Annotated in this window: 25 protein-coding genes; 6 read left to right on the plus strand and 19 right to left on the minus strand. The window is 69.7% G+C overall.

Annotation, left to right across the window (positions count from 1 at the left end):
• Window positions 1-61 precede the first annotated feature (61 nt).
• The 3 genes from E6R60_RS24220 to E6R60_RS24230 form a co-directional block, all read right to left on the minus strand.
• Entirely contained in the window at window positions 62-385 is a 324-nt protein-coding gene (locus tag E6R60_RS24220; protein ID WP_136328742.1) for an STAS domain-containing protein, read from the minus strand.
• 239 nt (window positions 386-624) lie between these two features.
• Window positions 625-1,473, minus strand: a complete 849-nt coding sequence (locus tag E6R60_RS24225) for a 3-hydroxyacyl-CoA dehydrogenase family protein (RefSeq protein ID WP_136328743.1) — start codon at window positions 1,471-1,473, stop codon at window positions 625-627.
• Window positions 1,474-1,605: 132 nt separating this feature from the next.
• The gene (locus E6R60_RS24230) at window positions 1,606-2,247 is read right to left on the minus strand and encodes a TetR/AcrR family transcriptional regulator (protein ID WP_136328744.1); all 642 of its coding nucleotides are present in this window, start codon (window positions 2,245-2,247) and stop codon (window positions 1,606-1,608) included.
• An 81-nt stretch (window positions 2,248-2,328) separates the two neighbouring features.
• Between E6R60_RS24230 and E6R60_RS24235 the strand changes: the two genes are divergently transcribed.
• The 3 genes from E6R60_RS24235 to E6R60_RS24245 are packed head-to-tail and all read left to right on the plus strand — an operon-like array spanning window position 2,329 to window position 4,459.
• On the plus strand, window positions 2,329-3,111 hold the full coding sequence (locus E6R60_RS24235) for an ATP-binding cassette domain-containing protein (protein WP_136328745.1): 783 nt from the start codon (window positions 2,329-2,331) through the stop codon (window positions 3,109-3,111).
• A 12-nt stretch (window positions 3,112-3,123) separates the two neighbouring features.
• Window positions 3,124-3,873, plus strand: coding sequence for an ABC transporter permease (locus E6R60_RS24240; RefSeq protein ID WP_136328746.1), 750 nt, complete (start codon window positions 3,124-3,126; stop codon window positions 3,871-3,873).
• A gap of 13 nt (window positions 3,874-3,886) precedes the next feature.
• The gene (locus E6R60_RS24245; protein ID WP_136328747.1) at window positions 3,887-4,459 is read left to right on the plus strand and encodes a cob(I)yrinic acid a,c-diamide adenosyltransferase; all 573 of its coding nucleotides are present in this window, start codon (window positions 3,887-3,889) and stop codon (window positions 4,457-4,459) included.
• Window positions 4,460-4,523: 64 nt separating this feature from the next.
• On the opposite strand, the gene E6R60_RS24250 is transcribed toward E6R60_RS24245, so the two are convergent.
• Window positions 4,524-5,096: a hypothetical protein gene (locus tag E6R60_RS24250; RefSeq protein ID WP_136328748.1), complete on the minus strand. Its 573-nt coding sequence runs from the start codon at window positions 5,094-5,096 to the stop codon at window positions 4,524-4,526.
• Between the two features lie 151 nt (window positions 5,097-5,247).
• Between E6R60_RS24250 and E6R60_RS24255 the strand changes: the two genes are divergently transcribed.
• The 3 genes from E6R60_RS24255 (at window position 5,248) to E6R60_RS24265 (ending at window position 9,172) form a co-directional block, all read left to right on the plus strand.
• Window positions 5,248-6,465 carry a histidine kinase gene (locus E6R60_RS24255; RefSeq protein WP_136328749.1) on the plus strand — a complete coding sequence of 406 codons (1,218 nt, stop codon included), beginning with the start codon at window positions 5,248-5,250 and terminating at the stop codon, window positions 6,463-6,465.
• The gene (locus tag E6R60_RS24260) at window positions 6,462-7,112 is read left to right on the plus strand and encodes a response regulator transcription factor (protein ID WP_136328750.1); all 651 of its coding nucleotides are present in this window, start codon (window positions 6,462-6,464) and stop codon (window positions 7,110-7,112) included. Before E6R60_RS24255 ends, E6R60_RS24260 begins: the two co-directional genes overlap by 4 nt.
• 182 nt (window positions 7,113-7,294) lie before the next feature.
• Window positions 7,295-9,172, plus strand: a complete 1,878-nt coding sequence (locus E6R60_RS24265; protein ID WP_136328751.1) for a glycoside hydrolase family 18 chitinase — start codon at window positions 7,295-7,297, stop codon at window positions 9,170-9,172.
• 356 nt (window positions 9,173-9,528) lie between these two features.
• Here the strand turns inward: E6R60_RS24265 and E6R60_RS24270 are convergent, their stop codons facing one another.
• The 15 genes from E6R60_RS24270 to prmC form a co-directional block, all read right to left on the minus strand.
• The gene (locus E6R60_RS24270) at window positions 9,529-9,975 is read right to left on the minus strand and encodes a DUF2550 domain-containing protein (RefSeq protein WP_136328828.1); all 447 of its coding nucleotides are present in this window, start codon (window positions 9,973-9,975) and stop codon (window positions 9,529-9,531) included.
• 140 nt (window positions 9,976-10,115) lie between these two features.
• Window positions 10,116-10,490: a F0F1 ATP synthase subunit epsilon gene (locus tag E6R60_RS24275; RefSeq protein ID WP_136328752.1), complete on the minus strand. Its 375-nt coding sequence runs from the start codon at window positions 10,488-10,490 to the stop codon at window positions 10,116-10,118.
• A 109-nt stretch (window positions 10,491-10,599) separates the two neighbouring features.
• A complete protein-coding gene (gene atpD / locus E6R60_RS24280) occupies window positions 10,600-12,042 on the minus strand; it encodes a F0F1 ATP synthase subunit beta (protein WP_136328753.1) in 1,443 nt (480 codons plus the stop codon).
• Window positions 12,042-12,959, minus strand: coding sequence for a F0F1 ATP synthase subunit gamma (locus E6R60_RS24285; protein ID WP_136328754.1), 918 nt, complete (start codon window positions 12,957-12,959; stop codon window positions 12,042-12,044). Before E6R60_RS24285 ends, atpD begins: the two co-directional genes overlap by 1 nt.
• Before the next feature lie 3 nt (window positions 12,960-12,962).
• Window positions 12,963-14,534, minus strand: a complete 1,572-nt coding sequence (gene atpA / locus E6R60_RS24290) for a F0F1 ATP synthase subunit alpha (RefSeq protein ID WP_136328755.1) — start codon at window positions 14,532-14,534, stop codon at window positions 12,963-12,965.
• Between the two features lie 141 nt (window positions 14,535-14,675).
• Entirely contained in the window at window positions 14,676-15,491 is an 816-nt protein-coding gene (locus E6R60_RS24295; protein ID WP_136328756.1) for a F0F1 ATP synthase subunit delta, read from the minus strand.
• Complete coding sequence (locus tag E6R60_RS24300) at window positions 15,488-16,033, minus strand: F0F1 ATP synthase subunit B (RefSeq protein WP_136328757.1); 546 nt, start codon at window positions 16,031-16,033, stop codon at window positions 15,488-15,490. The genes E6R60_RS24295 and E6R60_RS24300 overlap by 4 nt, the downstream gene beginning before the upstream one ends.
• Window positions 16,034-16,070: 37 nt before the next feature.
• Window positions 16,071-16,319, minus strand: a complete 249-nt coding sequence (atpE, locus tag E6R60_RS24305) for an ATP synthase F0 subunit C (protein ID WP_018102636.1) — start codon at window positions 16,317-16,319, stop codon at window positions 16,071-16,073.
• A gap of 67 nt (window positions 16,320-16,386) precedes the next feature.
• The gene (gene atpB, locus E6R60_RS24310) at window positions 16,387-17,208 is read right to left on the minus strand and encodes a F0F1 ATP synthase subunit A (protein WP_206309500.1); all 822 of its coding nucleotides are present in this window, start codon (window positions 17,206-17,208) and stop codon (window positions 16,387-16,389) included.
• 226 nt (window positions 17,209-17,434) lie between these two features.
• On the minus strand, window positions 17,435-17,872 hold the full coding sequence (locus E6R60_RS24315) for a hypothetical protein (RefSeq protein ID WP_136328758.1): 438 nt from the start codon (window positions 17,870-17,872) through the stop codon (window positions 17,435-17,437).
• A 260-nt stretch (window positions 17,873-18,132) separates the two neighbouring features.
• A complete protein-coding gene (locus E6R60_RS24320) occupies window positions 18,133-19,521 on the minus strand; it encodes an MraY family glycosyltransferase (RefSeq protein ID WP_136328759.1) in 1,389 nt (462 codons plus the stop codon).
• Between the two features lie 142 nt (window positions 19,522-19,663).
• A complete protein-coding gene (locus E6R60_RS24325; protein WP_136328760.1) occupies window positions 19,664-20,923 on the minus strand; it encodes a serine hydroxymethyltransferase in 1,260 nt (419 codons plus the stop codon).
• Window positions 20,924-21,091: 168 nt separating this feature from the next.
• The gene (locus E6R60_RS24330) at window positions 21,092-21,733 is read right to left on the minus strand and encodes a protein-tyrosine-phosphatase (protein WP_136328761.1); all 642 of its coding nucleotides are present in this window, start codon (window positions 21,731-21,733) and stop codon (window positions 21,092-21,094) included.
• Entirely contained in the window at window positions 21,730-22,377 is a 648-nt protein-coding gene (locus tag E6R60_RS24335; protein WP_136328762.1) for an L-threonylcarbamoyladenylate synthase, read from the minus strand. The genes E6R60_RS24330 and E6R60_RS24335 overlap by 4 nt, the downstream gene beginning before the upstream one ends.
• A 55-nt stretch (window positions 22,378-22,432) precedes the next feature.
• Window positions 22,433-23,278 carry a peptide chain release factor N(5)-glutamine methyltransferase gene (gene prmC, locus E6R60_RS24340; protein WP_136328763.1) on the minus strand — a complete coding sequence of 282 codons (846 nt, stop codon included), beginning with the start codon at window positions 23,276-23,278 and terminating at the stop codon, window positions 22,433-22,435.
• Window positions 23,279-23,310: the final 32 nt, after the last annotated feature.

The raw sequence follows: 23,310 nt of genomic DNA on the forward strand, positions 1-23,310 counted from the left end.
GCCGGAGCCGGGAGGGACGCCCGCAGCCGGCCCCGGCGACGGGGTCCGCGGCCGGGCACCCTCAGACGCGCGGGAGCGATTCCGCGGCGATCCCGCCTTCGATGGCCAGGATGCGGTGCAGCCGGGTGGCCACCAGCAGGCGTTGCATCTGCGGCGGTACGCCGCGGAGCACCAGCCGCCGTCCGGCGCGCCCGGCCCGGCGGTGCGCTCCCATGATGACGCCCAGCCCGGTGGCGTCCCACGAATCCAGCTCGGTCAGGTCGAGCACCAGATCGCCGGCTCCGTCGTCGAGAGCCGAGTGCAGGACCGTACGGGCGTCCGCCGCGCTTCGGACATCGAGGCGGCCCCCGACGACCAGCTCGGCGTGGTCGCCCCTGATGTGCATATGCGCTCCCCTGGAAGGCTCCGTGGCGTGGTTCGGTCTGTCTGAAACTGTCTCTGCCCCAACTGACTGCGGCAGCGACAGGGAGGTTGCCGTCTGTAAGCGAACCGATACCGAATTCACTCCGTGGAGTGACCGAGGCCCGCCGTGGAACCCCTGCCGGCCCTGTGCTTCCGGAAGACGGCCCCCGGAACCCCGGGCCCGACCGACGGCGGATCAGGCAGCCCGGGCCCCGGAAACGATCAGTAGGTGTAGAAGCCCTGCCCGCTCTTGCGGCCGATGTCACCTGCATCGACCATCCGGCGCATCAGCTCCGGAGCGGCGAACTTCTCGTCCTGGGACTCGGTGTAGATGTTGCCGGTGGCGTGCAGCAGGATGTCGACGCCGGTCAGGTCCGCGGTGGCGAGGGGGCCCATGGCGTGGCCGAAGCCGAGCTTGCAGGCGATGTCGATGTCCTCGGCCGAGGCGACGCCCGACTCGTACAGTTTGGCGGCCTCGACGACGAGCGCCGAGATCAGCCGGGTGGTGACGAAGCCGGCCACGTCACGGTTGACCACGATGCAGGTCTTGCCGACCGACTCGGCGAACTCCCGCGCGGCGGCGAGCGTTTCGTCGCTGGTCTTGTAGCCGCGTACGAGTTCGCAGAGCTGCATCATCGGAACCGGCGAGAAGAAGTGCACGCCGACGACGCGCTCGGGGCGCTCCGTCACGGCCGCGATCTTGGTGATCGGGATGGCGGAGGTGTTGGAGGCGAGCACCGCGTCCTCCCGGACGATCTTGTCGAGGCTCCGGAAGATGTCGTGCTTCACCTCCAGCTTCTCGAAGACGGCCTCGACGACGACGTCCGCGTCGGCGACGGCGTCGAGATCGGTGGTCGTGGTGATGCGGGCGAGCGCCGCCTCGGCGTCGGACTCCGCCAGCTTGCCCTTGGAGACGAACTTGTCGTACGAGGCCTTGATGCCGTCACGGCCACGGGTCAGCGCCGCGTCGGTGACATCACGCAGCACGACGTCCCAGCCCGCCTGGGCGGAGACCTGCGCGATACCGGACCCCATGAGTCCGGCGCCGATGACGGCGAGCTTCCTGGCCACGTTGGCACCCCTATGCATTCTCGGCGGTTCTTGTTCCGTGCTCTCCGGCGGAGGTTAGTACCCGTGAGGGGTGCTGGGGCAGCGAAGAGATGCGCGTCACGTCTCAAATGACGGACATCACACCGGGATGCGTCATTCGGCGGGGAGCCGGGCGTAGTTGAGTACCTTTTCGCCCAGCAGGTCCTCGATGTCGTCGAGCAGGACGAGGGCGTCGCGGGACACCTCGGCGGCCTTGCGGCCCGCCACCATCTCGCCGCCGATGTACGCCATCAGCGTCGCGTGCACCCAGGAGAGCTGACCGGCCACCAGGGAGGCGGTCCGGTCCCCGGGCCCGCTCCCGCACTCCTCCCGAAGCGTTCCCTCCAGATGCCGGAGGGCCTCCTGCTGGATGTGCCAGAGGCGGGCCTTGAGGCTGTCCGCGCCCTCGATGACCCGCATGAACCGCTCGTAGCCCTCCATCAGGCCGACGGTGGGGGACACGCCCTCGACCTGGATGCGCAGTTCGCGCAGGACGGCGTCGGCCGCGGACTCGCCCCTGTCCCGGCCCCGGACGTACCGCGAGAGGCGGTCGACGACGCCCCGGCTGCGATCGAGGAAGAGGTCCTCCTTGGTCGGGAAGTAGTTGTAGACCGTGTTCACCGAGACGTCGGCGGCCCGGGCGATCTCGGCGATCGTGACCGCGTCGAATCCCCGCTCCAGGAAGAGACCGGTGGCCACGTCCGAGAGGTACTGCCTGGTCTGGCGCTTCTTGCGCTCCCTGAGTCCCTCAGCCATGACCCCATCGTAGGACGCTCTGGGGTCCTTGAATATTTGGCGTCATTGCAATTTTTCAATCTGTCTGTTTTTGTGGTCGCTATGCCAATCATCAGCACCGCCGGGCTGGCCCGGACGTTCGACACCAAGGCCGGCCCGGTGGAGGCCGTCCGCTCGATCGATCTGACCGTCGCGACCGGCGAGATCGTCGGCCTCCTCGGCCCCAACGGCGCGGGCAAGACCACCACCCTGCGCATGCTCACGACCCTGCTCGCCCCCACCGGCGGAGCCGCCACCGTCGCGGGCTGCGACCTGATCGCGAACCCGGCGGGCGTACGCAGGAAGTGCGGGTACGTCGCTCAGTCCGGCGGCGTGGACCCCCACATCACCGTGCGGGAGGAGCTCGTCACCCAGGGCCGGATGTACCGGCTCGCCAGGACCGAAGCGGTCGCCCGGGCCGTCGAGCTGGCCGGGGACCTGGGCCTGTCGGACCTGCTGGACCGCAGGACGCTCACGCTCTCCGGAGGACAGCGGCGGCGGCTCGACCTCGCGATGGGGCTCACCCACCGCCCGGCCGTGCTCTTCCTCGACGAGCCGACCACGGGCCTCGACCCGGGCAGCCGCGCCGATCTGTGGCAACTGGTGCGCGGGCTGCGCGACACGTACGGCACGACCGTCGTGCTCACCACCCATTACCTCGACGAAGCCGACGCGCTGGCCGACCGGCTCGTCGTGGTCGACGGCGGCCTGGTCGTGGCCGAGGGCACGCCGGCCGCGCTGAAGAGCCGCTACGCGGGCTCGTCCACCGCCTCCCTCCAGGACGCCTTCCTGGCGATCACCGGCCGCTCCCCCGCCTCCGCCGACGCCACTCCCGTCGCCGTCTAGGAAACGAGTCCCATGCTTCTCCACGACACCGGAATCATCTTCGGCCGGTACGTCCGCCAGACCCTGCGCTCGAAGTTCCAGATCCTCTTCGGCGTCCTCATGCCGCTGCTGTACCTGCTCTTCTTCGGCCCGCTGCTCACCGGGCTCCCGCTCGGCCCGTCCGGTGATTCCTGGCAGATCCTGGTCCCCGGGCTGCTGCTCCAGCTCGGCCTGTTCGGGGCCTCGTTCGCCGGTTTCGCCCTCATCATCGACAAGTCGACCGGCGTCGTGGAACGGATGCGGGTCACCCCGGTCAGCCGGATGGCGCTGCTCCTGGGCCGGGTGCTGCGCGATGCGCTGCTGTTCATGTTCCAGGCGGTGCTGCTGGTCCTGGCCGCCCTGCTCATGGGGTTGCGCGCCCCGCTGCCCGGCGTCCTGATCGGCTTCGCGTTCGTGGGTCTCCTGACGGTCTCGCTGGCCTCGCTGTCGTACGCCCTGGCCATGAAGGTCAGTACGCCGCAGGGGTTCGGCCCCCTGGTCAACGCGGTCACGATGCCGGCCATGCTGCTCTCCGGGCTGATGCTGCCGATGAGCCTGGGCCCGGGATGGCTGGACGTGCTGTCGCACCTCACACCGTTCCGCTACCTCGTCGACGCGGTACGGGACGCGTACGTGGGCTCGTACGCCACCGCGCACATGCTGTACGGCGTCCTGGTCGCCCTCGGATGCGCGGCACTGGCCGTGACAGTGGGCACACGCGTCTTCCGCGGGGCCGGTGCGTAACTAGGCTGACCGCATGGTCAACCTGACACGCATCTACACCCGCACCGGCGACACGGGCACCACCGCCCTCGGCGACATGAGCCGGACCGCCAAGACCGATCTGCGGATCTCCGCGTACGCCGACGCCAACGAGGCCAACGCGGTCATCGGCACGGCGATCGCGCTCGGGCAGCTGAGCGAGGACGTCGTCAAGGTCCTCGTCCGGGTGCAGAACGACCTGTTCGACGTGGGCGCGGACCTGTCGACTCCGGTCGTCGAGTCGCCGAAGTACCCGCCGCTGCGGGTCGAGCAGTCGTACGTCGACAAGCTGGAGGCGGACTGCGACCACTTCCTGGAGCAGACCGAGAAGCTCCGCAGCTTCATCCTGCCGGGCGGCACCCCGGGCGCGGCGCTGCTGCACCAGGCGTGCACGGTCGTCCGGCGCGCGGAGCGGTCCACCTGGGCGGCGCTGGAGGTGCACGGCGACGTGATGAACGCGCTGACGGCGACCTATCTCAACCGGCTCTCGGACCTGCTCTTCATCCTCGCCCGGGTGGCGAACAAGGAGGTCGGCGACGTGCTGTGGGTGCCGGGCGGCGACCGCTGACCGGGCCCGCACAGGGTCTCCCGCGGGTCCTCGCCCGCGGGCGGCCCCGGCATCCAGCGGGTCCTCACCCCGCGGGCGGCCCCGGCACGTGCTTCGTGTCGCCCGCGGGAGCCCGCTTCGGGAAGAGCGTGTAGCTCCCCGCGATCACCAGGTTGAGCCCGAGCAGGAACAGCATCCTCTCCTGCCAAGCCCGCAGCGAAGCCGTGTCCCCGTCTCCGCCCACGTACCAGACCGCCGCCTGCAACAGGGCCAGCGCCGTCACCGAGGCCACCGTCCACCGCCTGGCCACCCGCCACTCGTGCACGGCCCGCGCCCTCCCGTAGTTCGGCGGCTTCACCGGCGGCGGGCCGCCCGCGAAGCGGTGGGCGACCCGGGCGTCGATCCACTTGATGGTGGAATGACCGAGGCCCAGCGTGAAGCCGATGTAGACGGCGGCCAACCCGTGCTTCCAGTCCGGGTCGGCGCCGTTCTTCAGGTCGACGGCCGTCACCACCAGCAGCACGACCTCCAGCAGCGGCTCGCACAGCAGCACGGCGGCGCCCATGCGCGGCTTCTTCGCCGCGTAGCGCAGCGCGAGCCCGGCGGCCAGCAGCACCCAGAAGCCGATCTCGCAGAGAACGATCAGTGTGACGATCACGGTCCGTCTCCTTTCCCTCCCTTCCAGCGTCGCGGCCCCGCCGTCCCGGATCATCGGCCCCGTTGACGAAAGGCCACTGCATCCTTCGATGTAGTGCCGCCTCGCTCCCGGTACGGACGTGGGCCGCGGACCGGACGTGTTGGATGGGAGGGTGTTCTCACCGGCCACCCGCCTCCGCCGCCCGGCCCGCCCCCACCCCGGCGACGTCCTCATCGCGGTCGTCGGGCTGCTCGGCGGAGCGGTCCTCGCGCTGCTCGGTCTGCACATGCAGACGGGCCGGCTCTTCGACCCGCCCTGGCTCCCCCTCATCCCGCTCGCCGTGGTCTCGGGGGCCGAGCTGCTGCGCCGGAGCGCCCCCCAGACGGCGCTGGTCGTCGGCACGTTCGCCCTCGTCGCCGACCAGTTCACCCCGGGGAACCTGGCGACCGTGCTGATGTACACCGACCTCATGTACGCGGCCGTGCTGTACGGGACCCCGGCGGCAGCCCGCCGCATCCCGGTGACCACGTTCCTGATCACGGTCGGTGTCACCATCGGCTTCCTCGCCTGGCTCCGCGACGCCGAGGCCGTGCTCATCGGCATCGTCACCGGGCTGGTCTCGTTCGCGCCCGCGCTCACCGGCGTCAGCGTGCGCAACCACCGCGACGCCGCGGAGACCGCCCGGCTGCGCGCCGATCAGACCGCCCTGCTGGCCGAGATGGACCGCGTACAGGCGGTGACCGCCGAACGCGCCCGGATGGCACGCGAACTGCACGACATGGTCGCCAACCACCTCTCCGCCATCGCCATTCACTCCACCGCCGCGCTCTCCATCGACGATCCGGCGACGTCCCGCGACGCCCTCGGCGTCATCCGCGAGAACAGCGTCGACGGTCTGGCCGAAATGCGCCGTCTGATCGGGCTGTTGCGCACCGGCGCGCGGGACGCGGTGCCGAGCAGCTCGCCGACACTGGCCTCGCTGGACGCCCTCGTCGAGCAGCATCGTACGAACGCCGCGTCCAGCGGACTGACCTGCACTCTGGACGACGCCCGCACCGATTCCGGCCGGCTGCCCGCCCCCGTCGAGCTGGCTGCGTACCGCATCGTCCAGGAGTCCCTCACCAACGCGCTCAAGCACGCCGCGCCCGGACCGGTCACGGTACGGCTGGGGCAGACGGGAGAGCTGCTGACGGTGGAGGTGGCCAGCGTCCTCGGGGACCGGCCGGGGCCCCGCGCGCCGGGGTCGGGGGCCGGGCTGATCGGGATGCGGGAGCGCGTCGCGCTGCTCGGCGGGGAGTTCGAGGCGGGCCCGGCGCCCCCGGACGACGGGCGGAAGATCTGGCGGGTACGGGCCCACCTGCCCGTGACGGAAGGAAGCGTGAGGGAATGACGATCCGGGTTCTGGTGGCCGAGGACCAGTCGGCCGTACGGGCGGGGCTGGTGCTCATCCTGGGCAGCGCACCGGACATCGAGGTCGTCGCGGAGGCGGGCGATGGCGAGGAGGCCGTCAAGCTGGCCCGCGAACTGCGCCCGGATCTGGTGCTGATGGACATCCAGATGCCCCGGCTCGACGGGGTTTCCGCGACGAAGCAGGTGGTCGCGGAGGGGCTGGCGGACGTCCTGGTGCTGACGACGTTCGACCTGGACGCGTACGTGTTCGGCGCGCTGCGGGCGGGGGCGTCGGGCTTCCTGCTGAAGGACACCGAGGCGCGCGGGCTGATCGAGGCGGTCCGTACGGTGGCGCGCGGCGAGGGCCTGATCGCCCCGTCGGTGACGCGCCGGCTGATCGCGGAGTTCGCCGGGACCGCCGCGGCCGCGCAGTCGGCCAGTGCCGACCGGGCGGTGCTGGACGCGCTCACCCGGCGTGAGCGCGAGGTGCTCGGCTGTCTCGGGGAGGGCATGGCGAACGCGGAGATCGCGGTCCGGCTGTCGATGGCCGAGGCGACGGTGAAGACGCACGTCAGCCGGTTGCTGGGGAAGCTGGGGCTGCGCAGCCGGGTCCAGGCGGCGGTCCTGGCGCAGGAGTTGGGCGTCTGAGGTTTATCCGGGCACGACTCCGAACTTTGGTCTGGACCTCTTGACGATTGGTCCAGACCTTCCTAATCTCACCGAGCACACTGCGGTGAGCCCGCCATGACAAGCCGGGCTCTGGGCGGCGCAGGGTTTGCAGTCCACGGATCACCCCCCATATCTGGCCGGACCTCACCCGAGGAGCACCGTTGAGCACTGAGACCCCCCGCCGGACCCGATTCAGAATCGGGGCCGGAAAAGCCACCAGATCCCGAGCAGTCGCGGGCCTCACCGCCCTGCTCCTCCCGCTGGCCGCGCTGGTCGGCATGGCCTCCCCCGCCGAGGCAGCCACCTCCGCCACCGCCACGTACGTCAAGAAGTCCGACTGGGGCAGTGGCTTCGAGGGCCAGTGGACGGTGAAGAACACCGGCACCACCTCCCTGTCCTCCTGGACCATCGAGTGGGACTTCCCCTCCGGCACCGCGGTCGGCTCCGCCTGGGACGCCACCGTCACCAGCTCCGGAACCCACTGGACGGCCAAGAACCTCGGCTGGAACGGCACCGTCGCACCCGGAGCCAGCGTCAGCTTCGGCTTCAACGGCACCGGCTCCGGCTCCCCCAGCGGCTGCAAGCTGAACGGCGCGTCCTGCGACGGCGGCAGCGTCCCCGGCGACAACGCCCCCTCGGCGCCGGGCACGCCCACCGCCAGCGGGATCACCGACACCTCCGCGAAGATCAGCTGGAGCGCCGCCACCGACGACCACGGCATCAAGAACTACGACGTCCTGCGGGACGGCGCCGTCGTCGCCACGGTCACCGGCACCACGTACACGAACTCCGGCCTCACCGCGGGCACCGACTACTCGTACACCGTCCGGGCCCGGGACACCGCCGACCAGACCGGCCCCGCCAGCGGCGCGGTCAAGGTGCACACCACCGGCGGCGGAGGCACCGACCCCGGCACGGGCACCGGTGACAAGGTCAACCTCGGCTACTTCGCCGAGTGGGGCGTCTACGGCCGGAACTACCACGTCAAGAACCTGGACACCTCCGGCTCCGCCGCGAAGATCACGCACATCAACTACGCCTTCGGCAACGTCCAGAACGGCAAGTGCACCATCGGCGACTCCTACGCCGACTACGACAAGGCGTACACCGCCGACCAGTCCGTCGACGGCGTCGCCGACACCTGGGACCAGCCGCTGCGCGGCAGCTTCAACCAGCTGCGCAAGCTGAAGGCGAAGTACCCGCACATCAAGGTCCTGTGGTCGTTCGGCGGCTGGACCTGGTCGGGCGGCTTCGGCCAGGCCGCCCAGAACCCGGCCGCGTTCGCCCAGTCCTGCTACGACCTGGTCGAGGACCCCCGTTGGGCCGATGTCTTCGACGGCATCGACATCGACTGGGAGTACCCCAACGCCTGCGGCCTGACCTGTGACACCAGCGGTCCGGCCTCGCTGAAGGCCCTCACCTCCGCACTGCGTACGAAGTTCGGCAGCAGCAACCTGGTGACCGCGGCCATCACGGCCGACGGCTCGGCGGGCGGCAAGATCGACCTCGCGGACTACGCGGGCGCCGCTCAGTCGCTGAACTGGTACAACGTGATGACGTACGACTTCTTCGGCGCCTGGGATGCGAAGGGCCCGACCGCCCCGCACTCCCCGCTCACCTCGTACAGCGGCATCCCGAAGGCCGGCTTCACCGCGACCGAGGCCATCGCCAAGCTGAAGGCCCAGGGCGTCCCCGCCTCGAAGCTGCTGCTCGGCATCGGCTTCTACGGCCGCGGCTGGACCGGCGTCACCCAGGACGCGCCCGGCGGCACCGCCACCGGCGCGGCGCCCGGCACGTACGAGGCCGGGATCGAGGACTACAAGGTCCTCAAGAACAGCTGCCCCTCCACCGGCACGATCGCGGGCACGGCGTACGCGCACTGCGGCACCAACTGGTGGAGCTACGACACCCCGGCCACCATCACGTCCAAGATGACGTGGGCGAAGAACCAGGGCCTGGGAGGCGCGTTCTTCTGGGAGTTCAGCGGAGACACCAGCAACGGTGAGCTCGTGAGCGCGATGAACAACGGTCTCAAGTAGTCCCGGCCGCACAGCTCGTCGCGTAACCCCCCGGAAAAAGCACCGGGGAGACAGGTCCGCCCCCTGTCTCCCCGGTTTTCGTCTGTCCCGCGGCCGCAGGCCACGTGGGCCCTCCCCCGGACGCAGTCCGGGGGCCCCAACCAGCGACAGCCCTCTGCTCAGGCCACATCGACTCTCCCCCAGACTCCGTCCGGGGGGACCCCCAACCAGCGACAGCCCTCTGTTCAGGCCACATTGACTCTCCCCCAGACTCCGTCCGGGGGGACCCCCAACCAGCGACAGCCTTCTATTCAGGCCACATCGACTCTCCCCCAGACTCCGTCCGGGGGGACCCCCAACCAGCGACAGCCCTCTGCTCAGGCCACATTGACTCGCTGGCCGGGCGGGGCTGCCTCCAGCCAGGCGAGGAATCCGGTGAGAGCGTCCTCGGTCATCGCTAGCTCCAGGCGGGTCTCCCGGTGGAGGCAGCCGAGGATGACGGCGTCGGAGAGCAGCGCGAGCTCCTCCTCGCCCTCGGGCAGCCGGCGGGCGACCACCTCGATCGAGGCGCGCTCCAGCACCCGGCGGGGTCGCGGGGAGTAGCTGAAGACCCGGAACCAGTTCAGCTTGTCGCCGCTGTACCGGGCGACTCCGTAGACCCAGCCCTTGCCCGAGAGATCGGGCTCCGCCGGCACGTCCCACCGCAGGCTGCAGTCGAAGGTCCCGCCGGAGCGCTGAATCAGCCGCCGGCGCAGACCGAAGACGAAGAGCCCCAACAGGACCAGTGCGACGACGAGCCCGCCCACCCACAGCGCGAGGACCATCTCCACCGACCTCCTCGCGTCATCGAGTAAACGGATACCGCACGAACCGCACCTGCACCTGCATCGCCTCAGCCGCGACACGGTCTGGAGAGGTCTCCAGCTCGGGCCGCGGCTGAGGGTAAAGCCGTTTCGCGGGGTGGCTAGTGAACCGCCACCGCACGCAGTCGCACATCGGCGCGGCGCTCGGCAGCGCTGTCCGTGTCCGACTTCGCACGCTCGAACGCACGCTCCGCGCGCTCGACATCGATCTCGTCCGCCAGCTCGGCGATCTCCGCCAGGAGCGACAGCTTGTCGTCCGCGAAGGAGATGAAACCGCCGTGCACGGCGGCGACGACAGTGGAGCCGTCGCTCGTACGGATCGTCACCGGGCCCGATTCCAGCACACCCAGGAGCGGCTGGTGACCGGGCATGACGCCGATGTCGCCGGACGTGGTACGTGCGACAACGAGGGTGGCCTCGCCGGACCAGACACTGCGGTCCGCGGCGACCAGCTCGACATGCAGCTCAGCAGCCAAGGGTGGCTCCTCGGGTCACCACCCGGCGGTCGTGCCGGGTGTTGGGTCAATTCTACGGGGCGTGGTGAGGGGGGCGGGACACACCCACCCCCCTCGGTGAGCCGGAGGCTCAGGAGACGCCGAGCTCCTTGGCGTTGGCCTTGAGGTCCTCGATGCCACCGCACATGAAGAACGCCTGCTCGGGGAAGTGGTCGTACTCCCCGTCACAGATCGCGTTGAACGCGGCGATCGACTCGTCGAGCGGAACGTCCGAACCGTCCAGGCCGGTGAACTGCTTCGCGGCGTGGGTGTTCTGCGACAGGAAGCGCTCGACGCGACGGGCACGGTGGACAACGAGCTTGTCCTCCTCGCCCAGCTCGTCGATACCGAGGATCGCGATGATGTCCTGGAGGTCCTTGTACTTCTGCAGGATCCCCTTGACGCGGCTGGCCGTGTCGTAGTGGTCCTGCGCGATGTAGCGCGGGTCCAGGATGCGGGACGTGGAGTCCAGCGGGTCCACGGCCGGGTAGATGCCCTTCTCGGAGATCGGACGGGAGAGAACCGTCGTCGCGTCGAGGTGGGCGAACGTGGTGGCCGGGGCCGGGTCGGTCAGGTCGTCCGCGGGGACGTAGATCGCCTGCATCGAGGTGATCGAGTGACCACGCGTCGAGGTGATGCGCTCCTGGAGCACACCCATCTCGTCGGCCAGGGTCGGCTGGTAACCCACCGCGGACGGCATGCGGCCGAGCAGCGTGGAGACCTCGGAACCGGCCTGCGTGAAGCGGAAGATGTTGTCGATGAAGAGCAGCACGTCCTGCTTCTGCACATCGCGGAAGTACTCCGCCATGGTCAGGGCGGACAGGGCCACGCGAAGACGCGTGCCCGGCGGCTCGTCCATCTGGCCGAAGACCAGCGCGGTCTTCTCCAGAACGCCCGAGTCCGTCATCTCGTCGATGAGGTCGTTGCCCTCACGGGTGCGCTCACCGACGCCGGCGAACACCGACACACCGTCGTGCAGCTTCGCCACACGCATGATCATTTCCTGGATGAGGACCGTCTTGCCGACGCCCGCACCACCGAACAGACCGATCTTGCCGCCCTTGACGTACGGGGTCAGCAGGTCGACGACCTTCAGGCCGGTCTCGAACATCTCGGTCTTCGACTCGAGCTGGTCGAAGGCCGGGGCCTTGCGGTGGATCGGCCAGCGCTCGGTGATCTGCGCCTCGGCCTCCGGCTCGTTCAGGATCTGGCCGAGGGTGTTGAACACCTTGCCCTTGGTGATGTCACCGACGGGGACGGTGATGCCCGCACCCGTGTCGGTCACCGGGGCCTGGCGGACCAGACCGTCGGTGGGCTGCATCGAGATCGCGCGGACCACGCCGTCACCCAGGTGCTGGGCGACCTCGAGGGTCAGCGTCTTACGAGCGCCGGCCTCGGCCGGGTCGTCGACCTCGACGTGCAGGGCGTTGTAGATCTCCGGCATCGCGTCGACGGGGAACTCCACGTCGACGACCGGGCCGATGACCCGGGCGACGCGGCCCGTGGCAGCGGCCGTCTCAACTGTCGTCGTCATTACTTGTCACTCCCCGCGGACGCGTCGGCCAGCGCACCTGCACCGCCGACGATCTCGCTGATTTCCTGGGTGATTTCGGCCTGGCGGGCCGCGTTGGCAAGCCGGGAGAGGCTCTTGATCAGGTCCCCGGCGTTGTCGGTCGCCGACTTCATCGCGCGGCGGCGGGCGGCGTGCTCGGAAGCGGCCGCCTGCAGCAGTGCGTTGTAGATACGGCTCTCGACGTAGCGCGGCAGGAGGGCGTCGAGGACGTCCTCCGCCGACGGCTCGAAGTCGAACAGCGGAAGGATCTCGTCCTTCGCGCGGCTCTCCGTCGCGACCTCGTCGAGCGAGAGCGGCAGCATCCGGCCGTCGACCGCGTTCTGCGTCATCATCGACACGAACTCCGTGAAGACGATGTGCAGCTCGTCGACGCCACCCTCGGCCGTGTCCTTGGTGATGGACTCGATCAAGGGCGCGGCGATCTTCTTGGCGTCCGCGTACTCCGGGCTGTCCGTGAAGCCGGTCCACGACTCCACGACCTTGCGCTCGCGGAAGCCGTAGTAGGCGACACCCTTACGGCCGACGATGTACGTGTCGACCTCCTTGCCCTCGGCCGCCAGCCGCTCCCGCAGCTTCTCCGCGGCCTTGATGGCGTTGGAGGAGTAGCCGCCGGCCAGACCGCGGTCGCTCGTGAGGAGCAGGACCGCGGCCCGCACCGGGGCCTCGGCCTCGGTGGTGAGCGGGTGCTTGGTGTTGGAGCCGGTCGCCACCGCGGTCACCGCACGGGTGAGCTCGGTCGCGTACGGCATCGACGCCGCCACCTTGCGCTGCGCCTTGACGATGCGCGAGGCGGCGATCATCTCCATCGCCTTGGTGATCTTCTTGGTCGCGGTGACGGCTTGGATGCGGCGCTTGTAAACGCGAAGCTGAGCGCCCATCGATCAGCCCTCGCCCAGGAGCTTGCCGTCCGAGGTCTCGAACTGCTGCTTGAAGGCGGCGATCGCGTCGGCGATCGACTGCAGCGTGTCGTCGGACATCTTGCCGCCCTCGGCGATGCTGGTCAGGAGGTCCTTGCGCTCGCGGCGCAGGTACTCCAGCAGCTCGCTCTCGAAGCGACGGATGTCCTCGACCGGGACGTCGTCCATCTTGCCCGTGGTGCCGGCCCAGACGGAGACGACCTGCTCCTCCATCGGGAACGGGGCGTACTGGGGCTGCTTCAGCAGTTCGACCATGCGCTTACCGCGCTCCAGCGACGCCTTGGAGGCCGCGTCCAGGTCGGAACCGAAGGCGGCGAACGCCTCCAGCTCACGGAACTGGGCGAGGTCCACGCGCAGACGGCCGGAGACCTGCTTCATGGCCTTGTGCTGGGCGGAGCCACCGACGCGGGAGACCGAGATACCGACGTTGAGCGCCGGACGCTGACCCGCGTTGAACAGGTCGGACTCCAGGAAGCACTGGCCGTCGGTGATGGAGATGACGTTGGTCGGAATGAACGCCGACACGTCGTTCGCCTTGGTCTCGACGATCGGGAGGCCCGTCATCGAACCGGCGCCCATGTCGTCGGAGAGCTTGGCGCAGCGCTCCAGCAGACGCGAGTGCAGGTAGAAGACGTCGCCCGGGTAGGCCTCACGGCCCGGCGGACGGCGCAGCAGAAGCGACACGGCGCGGTAGGCGTCGGCCTGCTTCGAGAGGTCGTCGAAGATGATGAGGACGTGCTTGCCGTCGTACATCCAGTGCTGGCCGATGGCCGAACCGGTGTACGGCGCCAGGTACTTGAAGCCGGCCGGGTCGGACGCCGGGGCGGCGACGATGGTCGTGTACTCGAGCGCGCCGGCCTCTTCCAGGGCACCTCGCACGGAGGCGATGGTGGAGCCCTTCTGACCGATGGCGACGTAGATGCAGCGCACCTGCTTGTTCACGTCGCCCGAGCGCCAGTTGTCGCGCTGGTTGATGATCGTGTCGACGGCCAGCGCGGTCTTACCCGTCTGACGGTCGCCGATGATCAGCTGACGCTGGCCGCGGCCGATCGGCACCATGGCGTCGACGGCCTTGTAGCCGGTCTGCATCGGCTCGTGCACCGACTTGCGGACCATGACGCCAGGGGCCTGCAGTTCGAGGGCGCGACGACCTTCGGTCGCGATCTCGCCGAGGCCGTCGATCGGGTTGCCGAGCGGGTCGACGACGCGGCCGAGGTAACCCTCGCCGACGCCGACGGAGAGCACCTCACCGGTGCGCTGCACCGGCTGGCCCTCCTCGATTCCGCTGAACTCGCCGAGGACGATCGCACCGATCTCGCGCTCTTCGAGGTTGAGGGCGAGACCGAGGGTTCCGTCCTCGAACTTCAGCAGTTCGTTCGCCATGGCGGAGGGCAGGCCCTCCACCTTTGCGATGCCGTCGCCGGCAACGCTGACCGTTCCGACCTCCTCGCGCGAGGCCGCGTCCGGCTGGTACGACTGGACAAAGTTCTCCAGTGCGTCCCGGATCTCCTCCGGCCGGATCGTGAGCTCCGCCATCTGGGTTCCCTGCTCTCCTTGTTGGGCCCGAAGTTTCTTAAGGGGGTCTGGGGGCCGACCCCCAGGAATCTTCTGCAATTTCTGCACGGCCCAACCGGGCCGCTGGTCTTGCTCTGGTTCTGTTGGGTACGTCGCGCTGCGTCAGCCGGCCATGCGACGGGTCGCCTCGTCGAGGCGCTCCGCGATGGTGCCGTTGATGACCTCGTCGCCGACCCGCACCGCGATCCCGCCGAGGACCTCGGGGTCCACGTCGAGGCTCAGGTGCATCTGCCGGCCGTAGATCTTCGCCAGGGCGGCGCCGAGGCGCTGCTTCTGGCGGTCACTGAGCGGCACGGCCGAGGTGACGACTGCGACCACGCGGTCCCGGCGGTCCGCGGCGAGCTTGGAGAGGGACTCGAGTCCCGCTTCCAGGCTACGTCCCCGGGGCTGGGTGACAAGCCGCACGACGATGCGCTCGGTGGTGGGCCGCGCCTTTCCGCCGAGCAGGCTGCGGAGCAGCTCGCCCTTGGCGGCGGCGGACGCGGTCCGGCTGGTCAGCGCGGAGCGCAGCTCGGTGTCCGAGGCCACGATCCGGCCGAACCGGAACAGCTCGTCCTCGACGTCGTCGAGGTCTCCGCTGCGCTGGGCGGCGGTGAGGTCGGCGGTGTTCGCCAGCTCCTCGACCGAGTCGACCAGGTCACGCGACTGCGACCAGCGCGAGCGGACCATGCCGGAGACCAGGTCGACGGCTTCGCCGCCCACCTGACCGCGCAGCAGCCGCCCGGCCAGCTCGGCCCTGGCCTCGCCGGCCTGCGCCGGGTCGGTCAGGACCCGGCGCAGCGACACCTCGCGGTGCAGCAGCGCCGTGACGCCGGCCAGGTCCTCGGCGAGCTTCGCCGCGTCGACCGACGTGTTGTCGGTCAGTGCGTCGAGGCGCTCGCGTGCGGCAGCCAGTGCCTCGCGGCTCGCGCTGTTCATCGGACTGCCTCGGCCTTCGCCTCGAGCTCGTCGAGGAACCGGTCGACGGTGCCGCTCTGCCGGGCGTGGTCCTCGAGGGACTCGCCGACGAGCTTGCCGGCCAGGTCGGTGGCGAGCTTGCCCACGTCCTGGCGCAGCGCGGACGCCGCGGCCTTGCGGTCGGCCTCGATCTGGGCGTGGCCGGCAGCGACGATCTCCTCGCGCTGCCGCTGGCCCTCGGCCCTCATCTCCTGCAGGATCACGGCGCCCTGCTCCTGCGCCTCCTGGCGCAGACGAGCGGCTTCGTGGCGGGCCTCGGCGAGCTGAGCCTTGTACTGCTCAAGAACGCTCTGGGCCTCGGTCTGGGCCGCATCGGCCTTTTCGATACCGCCTTCGATGGCCTCGCGGCGCTCTTCCAGAACCTTGTTGATGTTCGGGAGGAGCTTCTTGGCGAGGAAGCCGAAGACGATGACGAAAGCGATGAGGCCAATGACGAGCTCAGGGATCGGCGGGATGAGCGGGTTTTCCGCTTCCTCCGCCGCGAGCTGAACCAGGGGGTTCACGTCAGTGCCTTCCGTCGAATGGGCTGTTCGCGACCGGTCAGGAGGTCGGGTAGACGAACGGCATGACCAGACCGATCAGGGCGAGCGCCTCACAGAAGGCGAAGCCGAGGATCTGGTTGGCGCGGATGAGGCCGGCGGCCTCGGGCTGACGGGCCAGCGCCTGGGTGCCGTTACCGAAGATGATGCCGATGCCGACGCCGGGGCCGATCGCGGCGAGGCCGTAACCGATCGAGCCGAGGTTGCCCTTGATTTCGACGCCGGCGGCGAGGGTCTGGAGAGCGGACATGCCGGTTCTTCCTTCTCTTTCAATGTCCGGTGGGGGTTGGCCACCGGGTGCTTCAGGAGGGAGGTGCTCAGTGCCCCTTGGCGAGAGCGCCCTGGATGTAGCTGCAGGCCAGCAGCACGAACACGTAGGCCTGGACAGCCTGGATGAAGAGCTCGAAGGCCGTCATCACGAGGACCATCACGAACGACACGCCCGCGTAGGCGATACCGATGCCGTTGAGCATGTACCAGCTGGCGATCGTGAAGAGCAGCAGGAGCGTGTGGCCCGCGAACATGTTGGCGAAGAGTCGGACCGCGTGCGTGAACGGCCGGACCAGCAGGTTCGAGAACAACTCGATGGTCATCGAGAGCGGCAGGACCCCGCCGAGGCTCTTGTCGTAGCCCGTGAAGTTCTTGAAGGCTCCGACGAAACCGTGCTTCTTGAAGGTCAGGCTGACCCACAGGATGTAGACGATCCCGGCCAGAACGGCGGGGTACGAAATGATCGCCGTCACGGGGAACTGCGCGATCGGGATGATGGACCAGAGGTTCATCATCCAGATGACGAAGAACAGCGAGACCATCAGCGGCACGTACTTCTCGCCGTCGCGCTTGCCGATCGTCTCGTAGACGATGCCGCGACGGATGAAGTCGTAACCGGCCTCGGCGGTCATCTGGAGCTTGCCGGGCACCAACTTCGGCTTACGGAAGGCGGCCCAGAAGAAGCCGACGATGATGACCGAGCCGAGCAGGGCCAGCAGCATCGTCTTGTTGAAGTACACGTTGCTGTCCGCGTCGCCCCAGAGGGGCTCGAACAGGAACGAGTGCAGGCCGGGTGCCGGAAAGCCACAACCGTCGAAGAGGTGGCAGTCGGTCTCGAAGGCGAGCACCTGTGTCGGGTCAGCACTCACCGCGGGCTCCTTCAGCGTGGCGCATAGGTACGGCAACCTCGTTGTGTCGGCGCGGCGCGCAGCCGCGGTTCGGCACTGGACTGGTGTTTCGGATGTGTGGGCGGCAGTCAGGCATGTGAGCCTCGCGATCGGGCAGGCGTCAGCTCACATGCCCGCGCCCGCAGTGCCGCAGTTGGAACCGGACGATAGCAGGGTCCTGAACCCGCACTTATTCCGCCCCTACCCTTCACGCTCCGGACCCCGGATTCTTGGGCTTCTCGTCCTTGTCGGACTCGGGTTCCACGTAAAGGATCTTGGCCTTCATGTGCGCACGCGCCTGTGCGCCGATCCATACGAGGGTCGTCGCGACCAGAGTGATCGCGAAGGCCTTCGGGTTGAACAGCGAGGTGTTCTTGAATACGGCGACAAAGATGAACAGCAGCAGGAGTTGCGCCGTGTACAGCGCGAGTCCCATCGCCTGGAAGAGGTGAGGCATGGACCGGGCGGTCCGTTGCAGGACCATCAGTCCGATCCCCATGAAGAGGATGACCACGATCGTCGCAACGATCGCGCCCAGGGCTCCCTTGCCGCCCGCGACGCCGCCGCTGATCGCGGCGGCGACCGCGCCTGCGACAGCGGTGGGTACGGCGGCCTGGAGGAGAGTCCGGACGTCGTTGGACGGCATGGCGGCAGCTCCGCTTACTGGGGGGTGGGCAGTGTGTCGTCATGGACGAGCGTAGGCCCGGTCCGAGTCGAAGCCTCGGGGCCAAAGGACCGTGCTACTCAGGTCCTTCGGCTCTGTCACCGGGTTCGTGAACGGTATCACAAACTATTTGATGAGGTCTTTACCTAGAAAGTGTGCTTGCTGTCACACGTGAGAGCTAATCAGCGCGTGTGAGCAAGACAACTCAACAGCTTGTCTGGTATTGCCCCTTGATGACCGAATCAACGACGCGTCGAATCAGCCTTGCGCCGATCCGCGAAGCGCGAACGGTGGCCGATCGCTGTCGCTCCGTTGACGCCGGACACTCCCGCGGCGATCGGGGCCTGCGGCGCGGGGTCGTGACCATTGTGCCCCATCTGATCATCCAGGGGCCCCTGTTGGCTCTCCAGCGCCTGCGAAGGGTCCACCTGGGACTCCGCCCCGCGGCGGCGCCGGCGGCGGTAGCGCGGCGGCACGAACCGCTCGGCCCAGCGCGGGGCCCGCGGGGTGAAGCGGGGCATCAGCAGCAGGATCAGGCCGAGCGCGCTCAGTCCCACGATCAGGAGCACGATCCACATCGACGTCGAGTGCACCGAGTAGCCGACGGCTCCGAAGGCGATCAGGGCCGACCAGAAGTACATGATCAGCACCGACCGGCTGTGCGAATGGCCGATCTCCAGCAGCCGGTGGTGCAGATGGCCGCGGTCCGCGGCGAACGGCGACTGCCCGTTCCAGGTGCGCCGCACGATCGCCAGGACCAGGTCCGCCGCCGGGATGGCGATGATCGTCAGCGGCAGGAGCAGCGGGATGAAGACCGGCAGCATCGCGTGCGTCGCCTGCCGTTCGCTTCCCGCGAAGAGCTTCATCGCGTCCGGGTCGACCTGTCCCGTGACGGAGATCGCGCCGGCCGCGAGGACCAGACCGATCAGCATCGACCCGGAGTCGCCCATGAAGATCCGCGCGGGGTGCATGTTGTGCGGCAGGAACCCGAGGCACATGCCCATCAGGATCGCCGTGAAGAGCGTCGCGGGGGCGGCCGCCTCGATCCCGTACCCGTACCAGAGCCGGTAGGTGTACAGGAACAGCGCGGCCGAGGCGATGCACACCATGCCGGCCGCCAGGCCGTCCAGACCGTCGACGAAGTTGACCGCGTTGATGGTGATGACGACGAGGGCGACCGTCAGCAGCGTGCCCTGCCACTGGGTGAGCGGGACCGTGCCGACACCCGGGATCGGCAGCCACAGGATCGTGAGGCCCTGGAGCACCATGACGGCGGCGGCGATCATCTGCCCGCCGAGCTTGATCAGGGCGTCGATCTCGAACTTGTCGTCCAGGACGCCGATCAGCCAGATCAGGGCCGCCCCGGAGAGCAGCGCCCGCGGTTCGCTGGAGAGCTCGAAGACGCCGTCGAGGTTGGCCAGGTGATCGGCGACGATCAGCCCGGCGCACAGCCCGCCGAACATGGCGATGCCACCGAGCCTCGGTGTCGGTTCGCGGTGGACGTCGCGCGCACGGATCGCGGGCATCGCCCCCACCGCGATGGCGAACTTGCGCACCGGGCCGGTGAGCAGATACGTCACCGCTGCCGTGACACAGAGCGTCAGCAAGTAATCACGCACGGGCTGCCCCACAAATGTCGCCGGCCATCTCAGCCCACACCTTAGCCCGACCGGCGTGCCGGTCGGGCCTCACCAGGTCGGCCTCATGGTTGAGGACACGCAGGCCCTCCCGATGGTTGCAGCAGCTGCCGCCCATACGGACATGAGGGCCATTTCACCCCGGGTACGGCGGGTGCTTCGCCGCCATCTCCCGCACCTCGGTGAGCACGTCGCCCTCCTCGCGGACCGCGGCCCCGAACAGCGCGGCGAGGCGGGCCATGTCGGACTCGTCCAGGCCCTGGGTGGTGACGGCCGCGGTGCCGAGCCTGATGCCGCGGGCGTCTCCGTACGGAAGCGCGCAGGTGTCCAGGACCAGACCGGCGGCGGCCAGCCGGGCCCGGGCCGTGGGGCCGTCGACGCCGAGCGGGGCCGGGTCCGCGACGATGAGGTGGGTGTCCGTGCCGCCGGTGGTGACGTCGAAGCCCTCGGCCTCCAGGCCGGCGGCCAGGGCCCGGGCGTGCGCCACCACCTGGTGGGCGTACGCGGCGAAGGCGGGAGCGGCGGCCTCACCGAAGGCGACGGCCTTGGCAGCCACGGTGTGCATCTGGGCGCCGCCCTGCGTGAAGGGGAAGACGGCCCGGTCGATCCGCTCCGCCAGCTCCGCGCCGCACAGGATCATGCCGCCGCGCGGCCCGCGCAGCACCTTGTGCGTGGTGGCGCAGACCACGTCCGCGTACGGCACGGGACTGGGCGCCGCTCCCCCGGCGATCAGACCCATCGGGTGGGCGGAGTCGGCGATGAGGTAGGCGCCGACCTCGTCGCAGATCTCCCGGAACAGTTCGTGGTCGGGGTGGCGGGGGTAGGAGATCGAGCCGCTGACGATCGCCTTGGGCCGATGCGTGCGGGCCAGGGTGCGGACCTGGTGGTAGTCGATCAGACCGCTCTCGGAGTCCACCCCGTAGCCGATGAACTCGAACCAGCGGCCGGAGAAGTTGGCGGGCGAGCCGTGCGTGAGGTGTCCGCCGTACGGGAGTCCCATCGCGAGCACCGTGTCACCGGGCCGCAGCAGCGCCGCGTACGCCGCGAGGACGGCGGAGGAGCCGGAGTGGGGCTGCACGTTGGCGTGCTCGGCGCCGAAGAGCGAGGTGGCGCGGGCGATCGCGATGCGCTCGGCCGCGTCCGCCTGTTCGCAGCCGCCATGGTGGCGGGCACCGGGATAGCCCTCGGCGTACTTGTTGGCCAGCGGGGAGCCGAGGGCGGCCAGGACGGCGGGCGAGGTGAAGTTCTCAGCCGCGGTCAGCTGCAGGGTGCCGGACTGCCGGCGGAGCTCCCCCACCAGCACGTCGGCGATCTCCGGATCCTCGCGGAGCAGGGCGCCGAAGTCCTGGGGCAGGGCGGTGACGGCGGAGGGTGCGGCGGCTGTGGTGACCGGCATCGGGGGCTCCGGACCTGGGAAGGGGCGACGCCTGGGGGGTGACGTCAGCTCCAATGTAGGCCCGTGACGGGTCCGCTGCCCGCTCTCGTGGGCCGTGGCGCACCCGACCGGCCCAGGAGTCCCGGCCCCGGCCGATCGTCCGTCAGCGCGGGGCCGGTGGCTCCCCGCTCAGCGCGGCGCGGAGACGCCGGTCAGCGCGGTGACGACCGGGTCCAGGGCCTGGTTGATCTCGTCGCCGATGGACCGGAAGAAGGTGATGGGGGCGCCGTAGGGGTCGTAGACCTCGTCGGCCTCGGCGGTCGGGGCGAGCAGCCAGCCGCGCAGCGCCGCGGCGGCGCGGACCAGGGCGCGGGCGCGCTCGACGACGCCCTCGTCGCGCGCGTCGGGCAGCGTGGCGGGGTCTATCGCCCGGACCAGCCGGGTGAACTCCTTGAGCGTGAAGGTGCGCAGTCCGGCCGAGTGCCCCATCGAGATCACCTGCGCCCGGTGGTCACGGGTGGCGGTGAGCACCAGGTCGGCGCGGATCACGTGCTCGTCGAGCAGTTCCCGGCCGGTGAATCCGGTGGCGTCGGCGCCGAAGTCGGCGAGGACCACCTCCGCGTTGGCCTCCATCGGAGCACCCTCGTGCCCCCAGGTGCCGGCGCTCTCCACGATCAGCCCGCCCAGGAGCGGGTCGCCCAGGCGGTCCACGAGGGCATGCCGCGTCAGCCGCTCGGTGATCGGTGAGCGGCAGACGTTGCCGGTGCTGACGTGGAGGATGCGGAAGGTGTCGGTCCGCCCCGCTATGCCACGCCCCTCAGGGGCGGTCAATTGGCCACCTCGAGGTCGGGTACCACCTTGCGCAGCTCCTCCGCGGAGAGCGCGCCGGCGCGCAGCAGGACCGGCACCTTGCCGGTGACGTCGACGATCGAGGACGGGACGATGCCCGGGGTCGGACCGCCGTCGAGGTACACGGACACGGAGTCGCCGAGCATCTCCTGGGCGGCGTCGCAGTCCTCCGGCGACGGGTGTCCGGTGAGGTTGGCGCTGGAGACGGCCATCGGGCCGACCTCCGTGAGCAGCTCGATGGCGACCGGGTGCAGCGGCATCCGGACGGCGACGGTGCCGCGGGTGTCGCCGAGGTCCCACTGGAGCGAGGGCTGGTGCTTGGCGACGAGCGTGAGCGCTCCCGGCCAGAACGCGTCCACCAGCTCCCACGCCTGCTCCGAGAAGTCGGTGACCAGGCCGTGGAGGGTGTTCGGCGAGCCGATGAGGACGGGCGTCGGCATGTTGCGGCCCCGGCCCTTGGCGGCCAGGAGGTCGACGACGCCCTCGGAACTGAAGGCGTCCGCACCGATCCCGTACACGGTGTCGGTGGGCAGCACGACCAGTTCGCCGCGGCGGACGGCGGACGCGGCCTCGCGCAGACCCGTCGTACGGTCCGTGGCGTCGTTGCAGTCGTATCGCCGTGCCATCAGCCGGCCTCCTCAAGCGTGTACGGGTAGGGCTGGTACGGGTCGTCGCCGCGGGTCACGGCATGGCCTTGCGGGCCGTGGCGAAGCGGGGCCGCCGGTTCAGGTCGGGGTGGTCGGCCGCGTCGGCCCAGCCCCGCTCCTCGGTGAAGATCCACGGCACCTGGCCGCCCTGGGTGTCGGCGTGCTCGATGACGACGAGGCCGCCGGGACGCAGCAGACGGTGGGCGGTGCGCTCGATGCCGCGGATGGTGTCGAGGCCGTCCTCACCAGAGAACAGAGCCATCTCGGGGTCGTGGTCGCGGGCCTCCGGCGCCACGTACTCCCATTCGGTGAGCGGGATGTACGGCGGGTTGGAGATGACCAGGTCGACCTGGCCGTCGAGCTCGGGAAGGGCCGTCAGGGCGTCGCCGCGATGCACGGTGACCCTGGAGTCCTCGGCGTTCTTCCTGGTCCACTTGAGGGCGTCCTCGGACAGCTCCACGGCGTGCACGCGTGAGCGCGGCACCTCCTGGGCCATGGCGAGGGCGATGGCGCCCGATCCGGTGCACAGGTCGACGATCAGCGGCTCGACGACGTCCATCGCGCGGACGGCGTCTATCGCCCAGCCGACGACCGACTCGGTCTCGGGGCGGGGGACGAAGACGCCGGGGCCCACCTGGAGCTCCAGGTAGCGGAAGAAGGCGCGGCCGGTGATGTGCTGGAGCGGTTCGCGGGCCTCGCGCCGGGCGATGGTCTCCCAGTAGCGGGCGTCGAAGTCGGCGTCCGGCACGTTGTGCAGCTCGCCCCGCTTGACGCCGTGCACGAAAGCGGCGAGTTCCTCCGCGTCGAATCGCGGTGAAGGGACACCGGCGTCGGCCAGCCGCTGGGTGGCCTGGGCCACCTCGGCGAGCAGCAGGTTCATCGCGGTTCTCCGTACGGGTTCACGAGCGGGGC

Source organism: Streptomyces sp. A0642, assembly GCF_004795105.1.
In the GTDB taxonomy this organism is placed as follows: Bacteria; Actinomycetota; Actinomycetes; order Streptomycetales; family Streptomycetaceae; genus Streptomyces.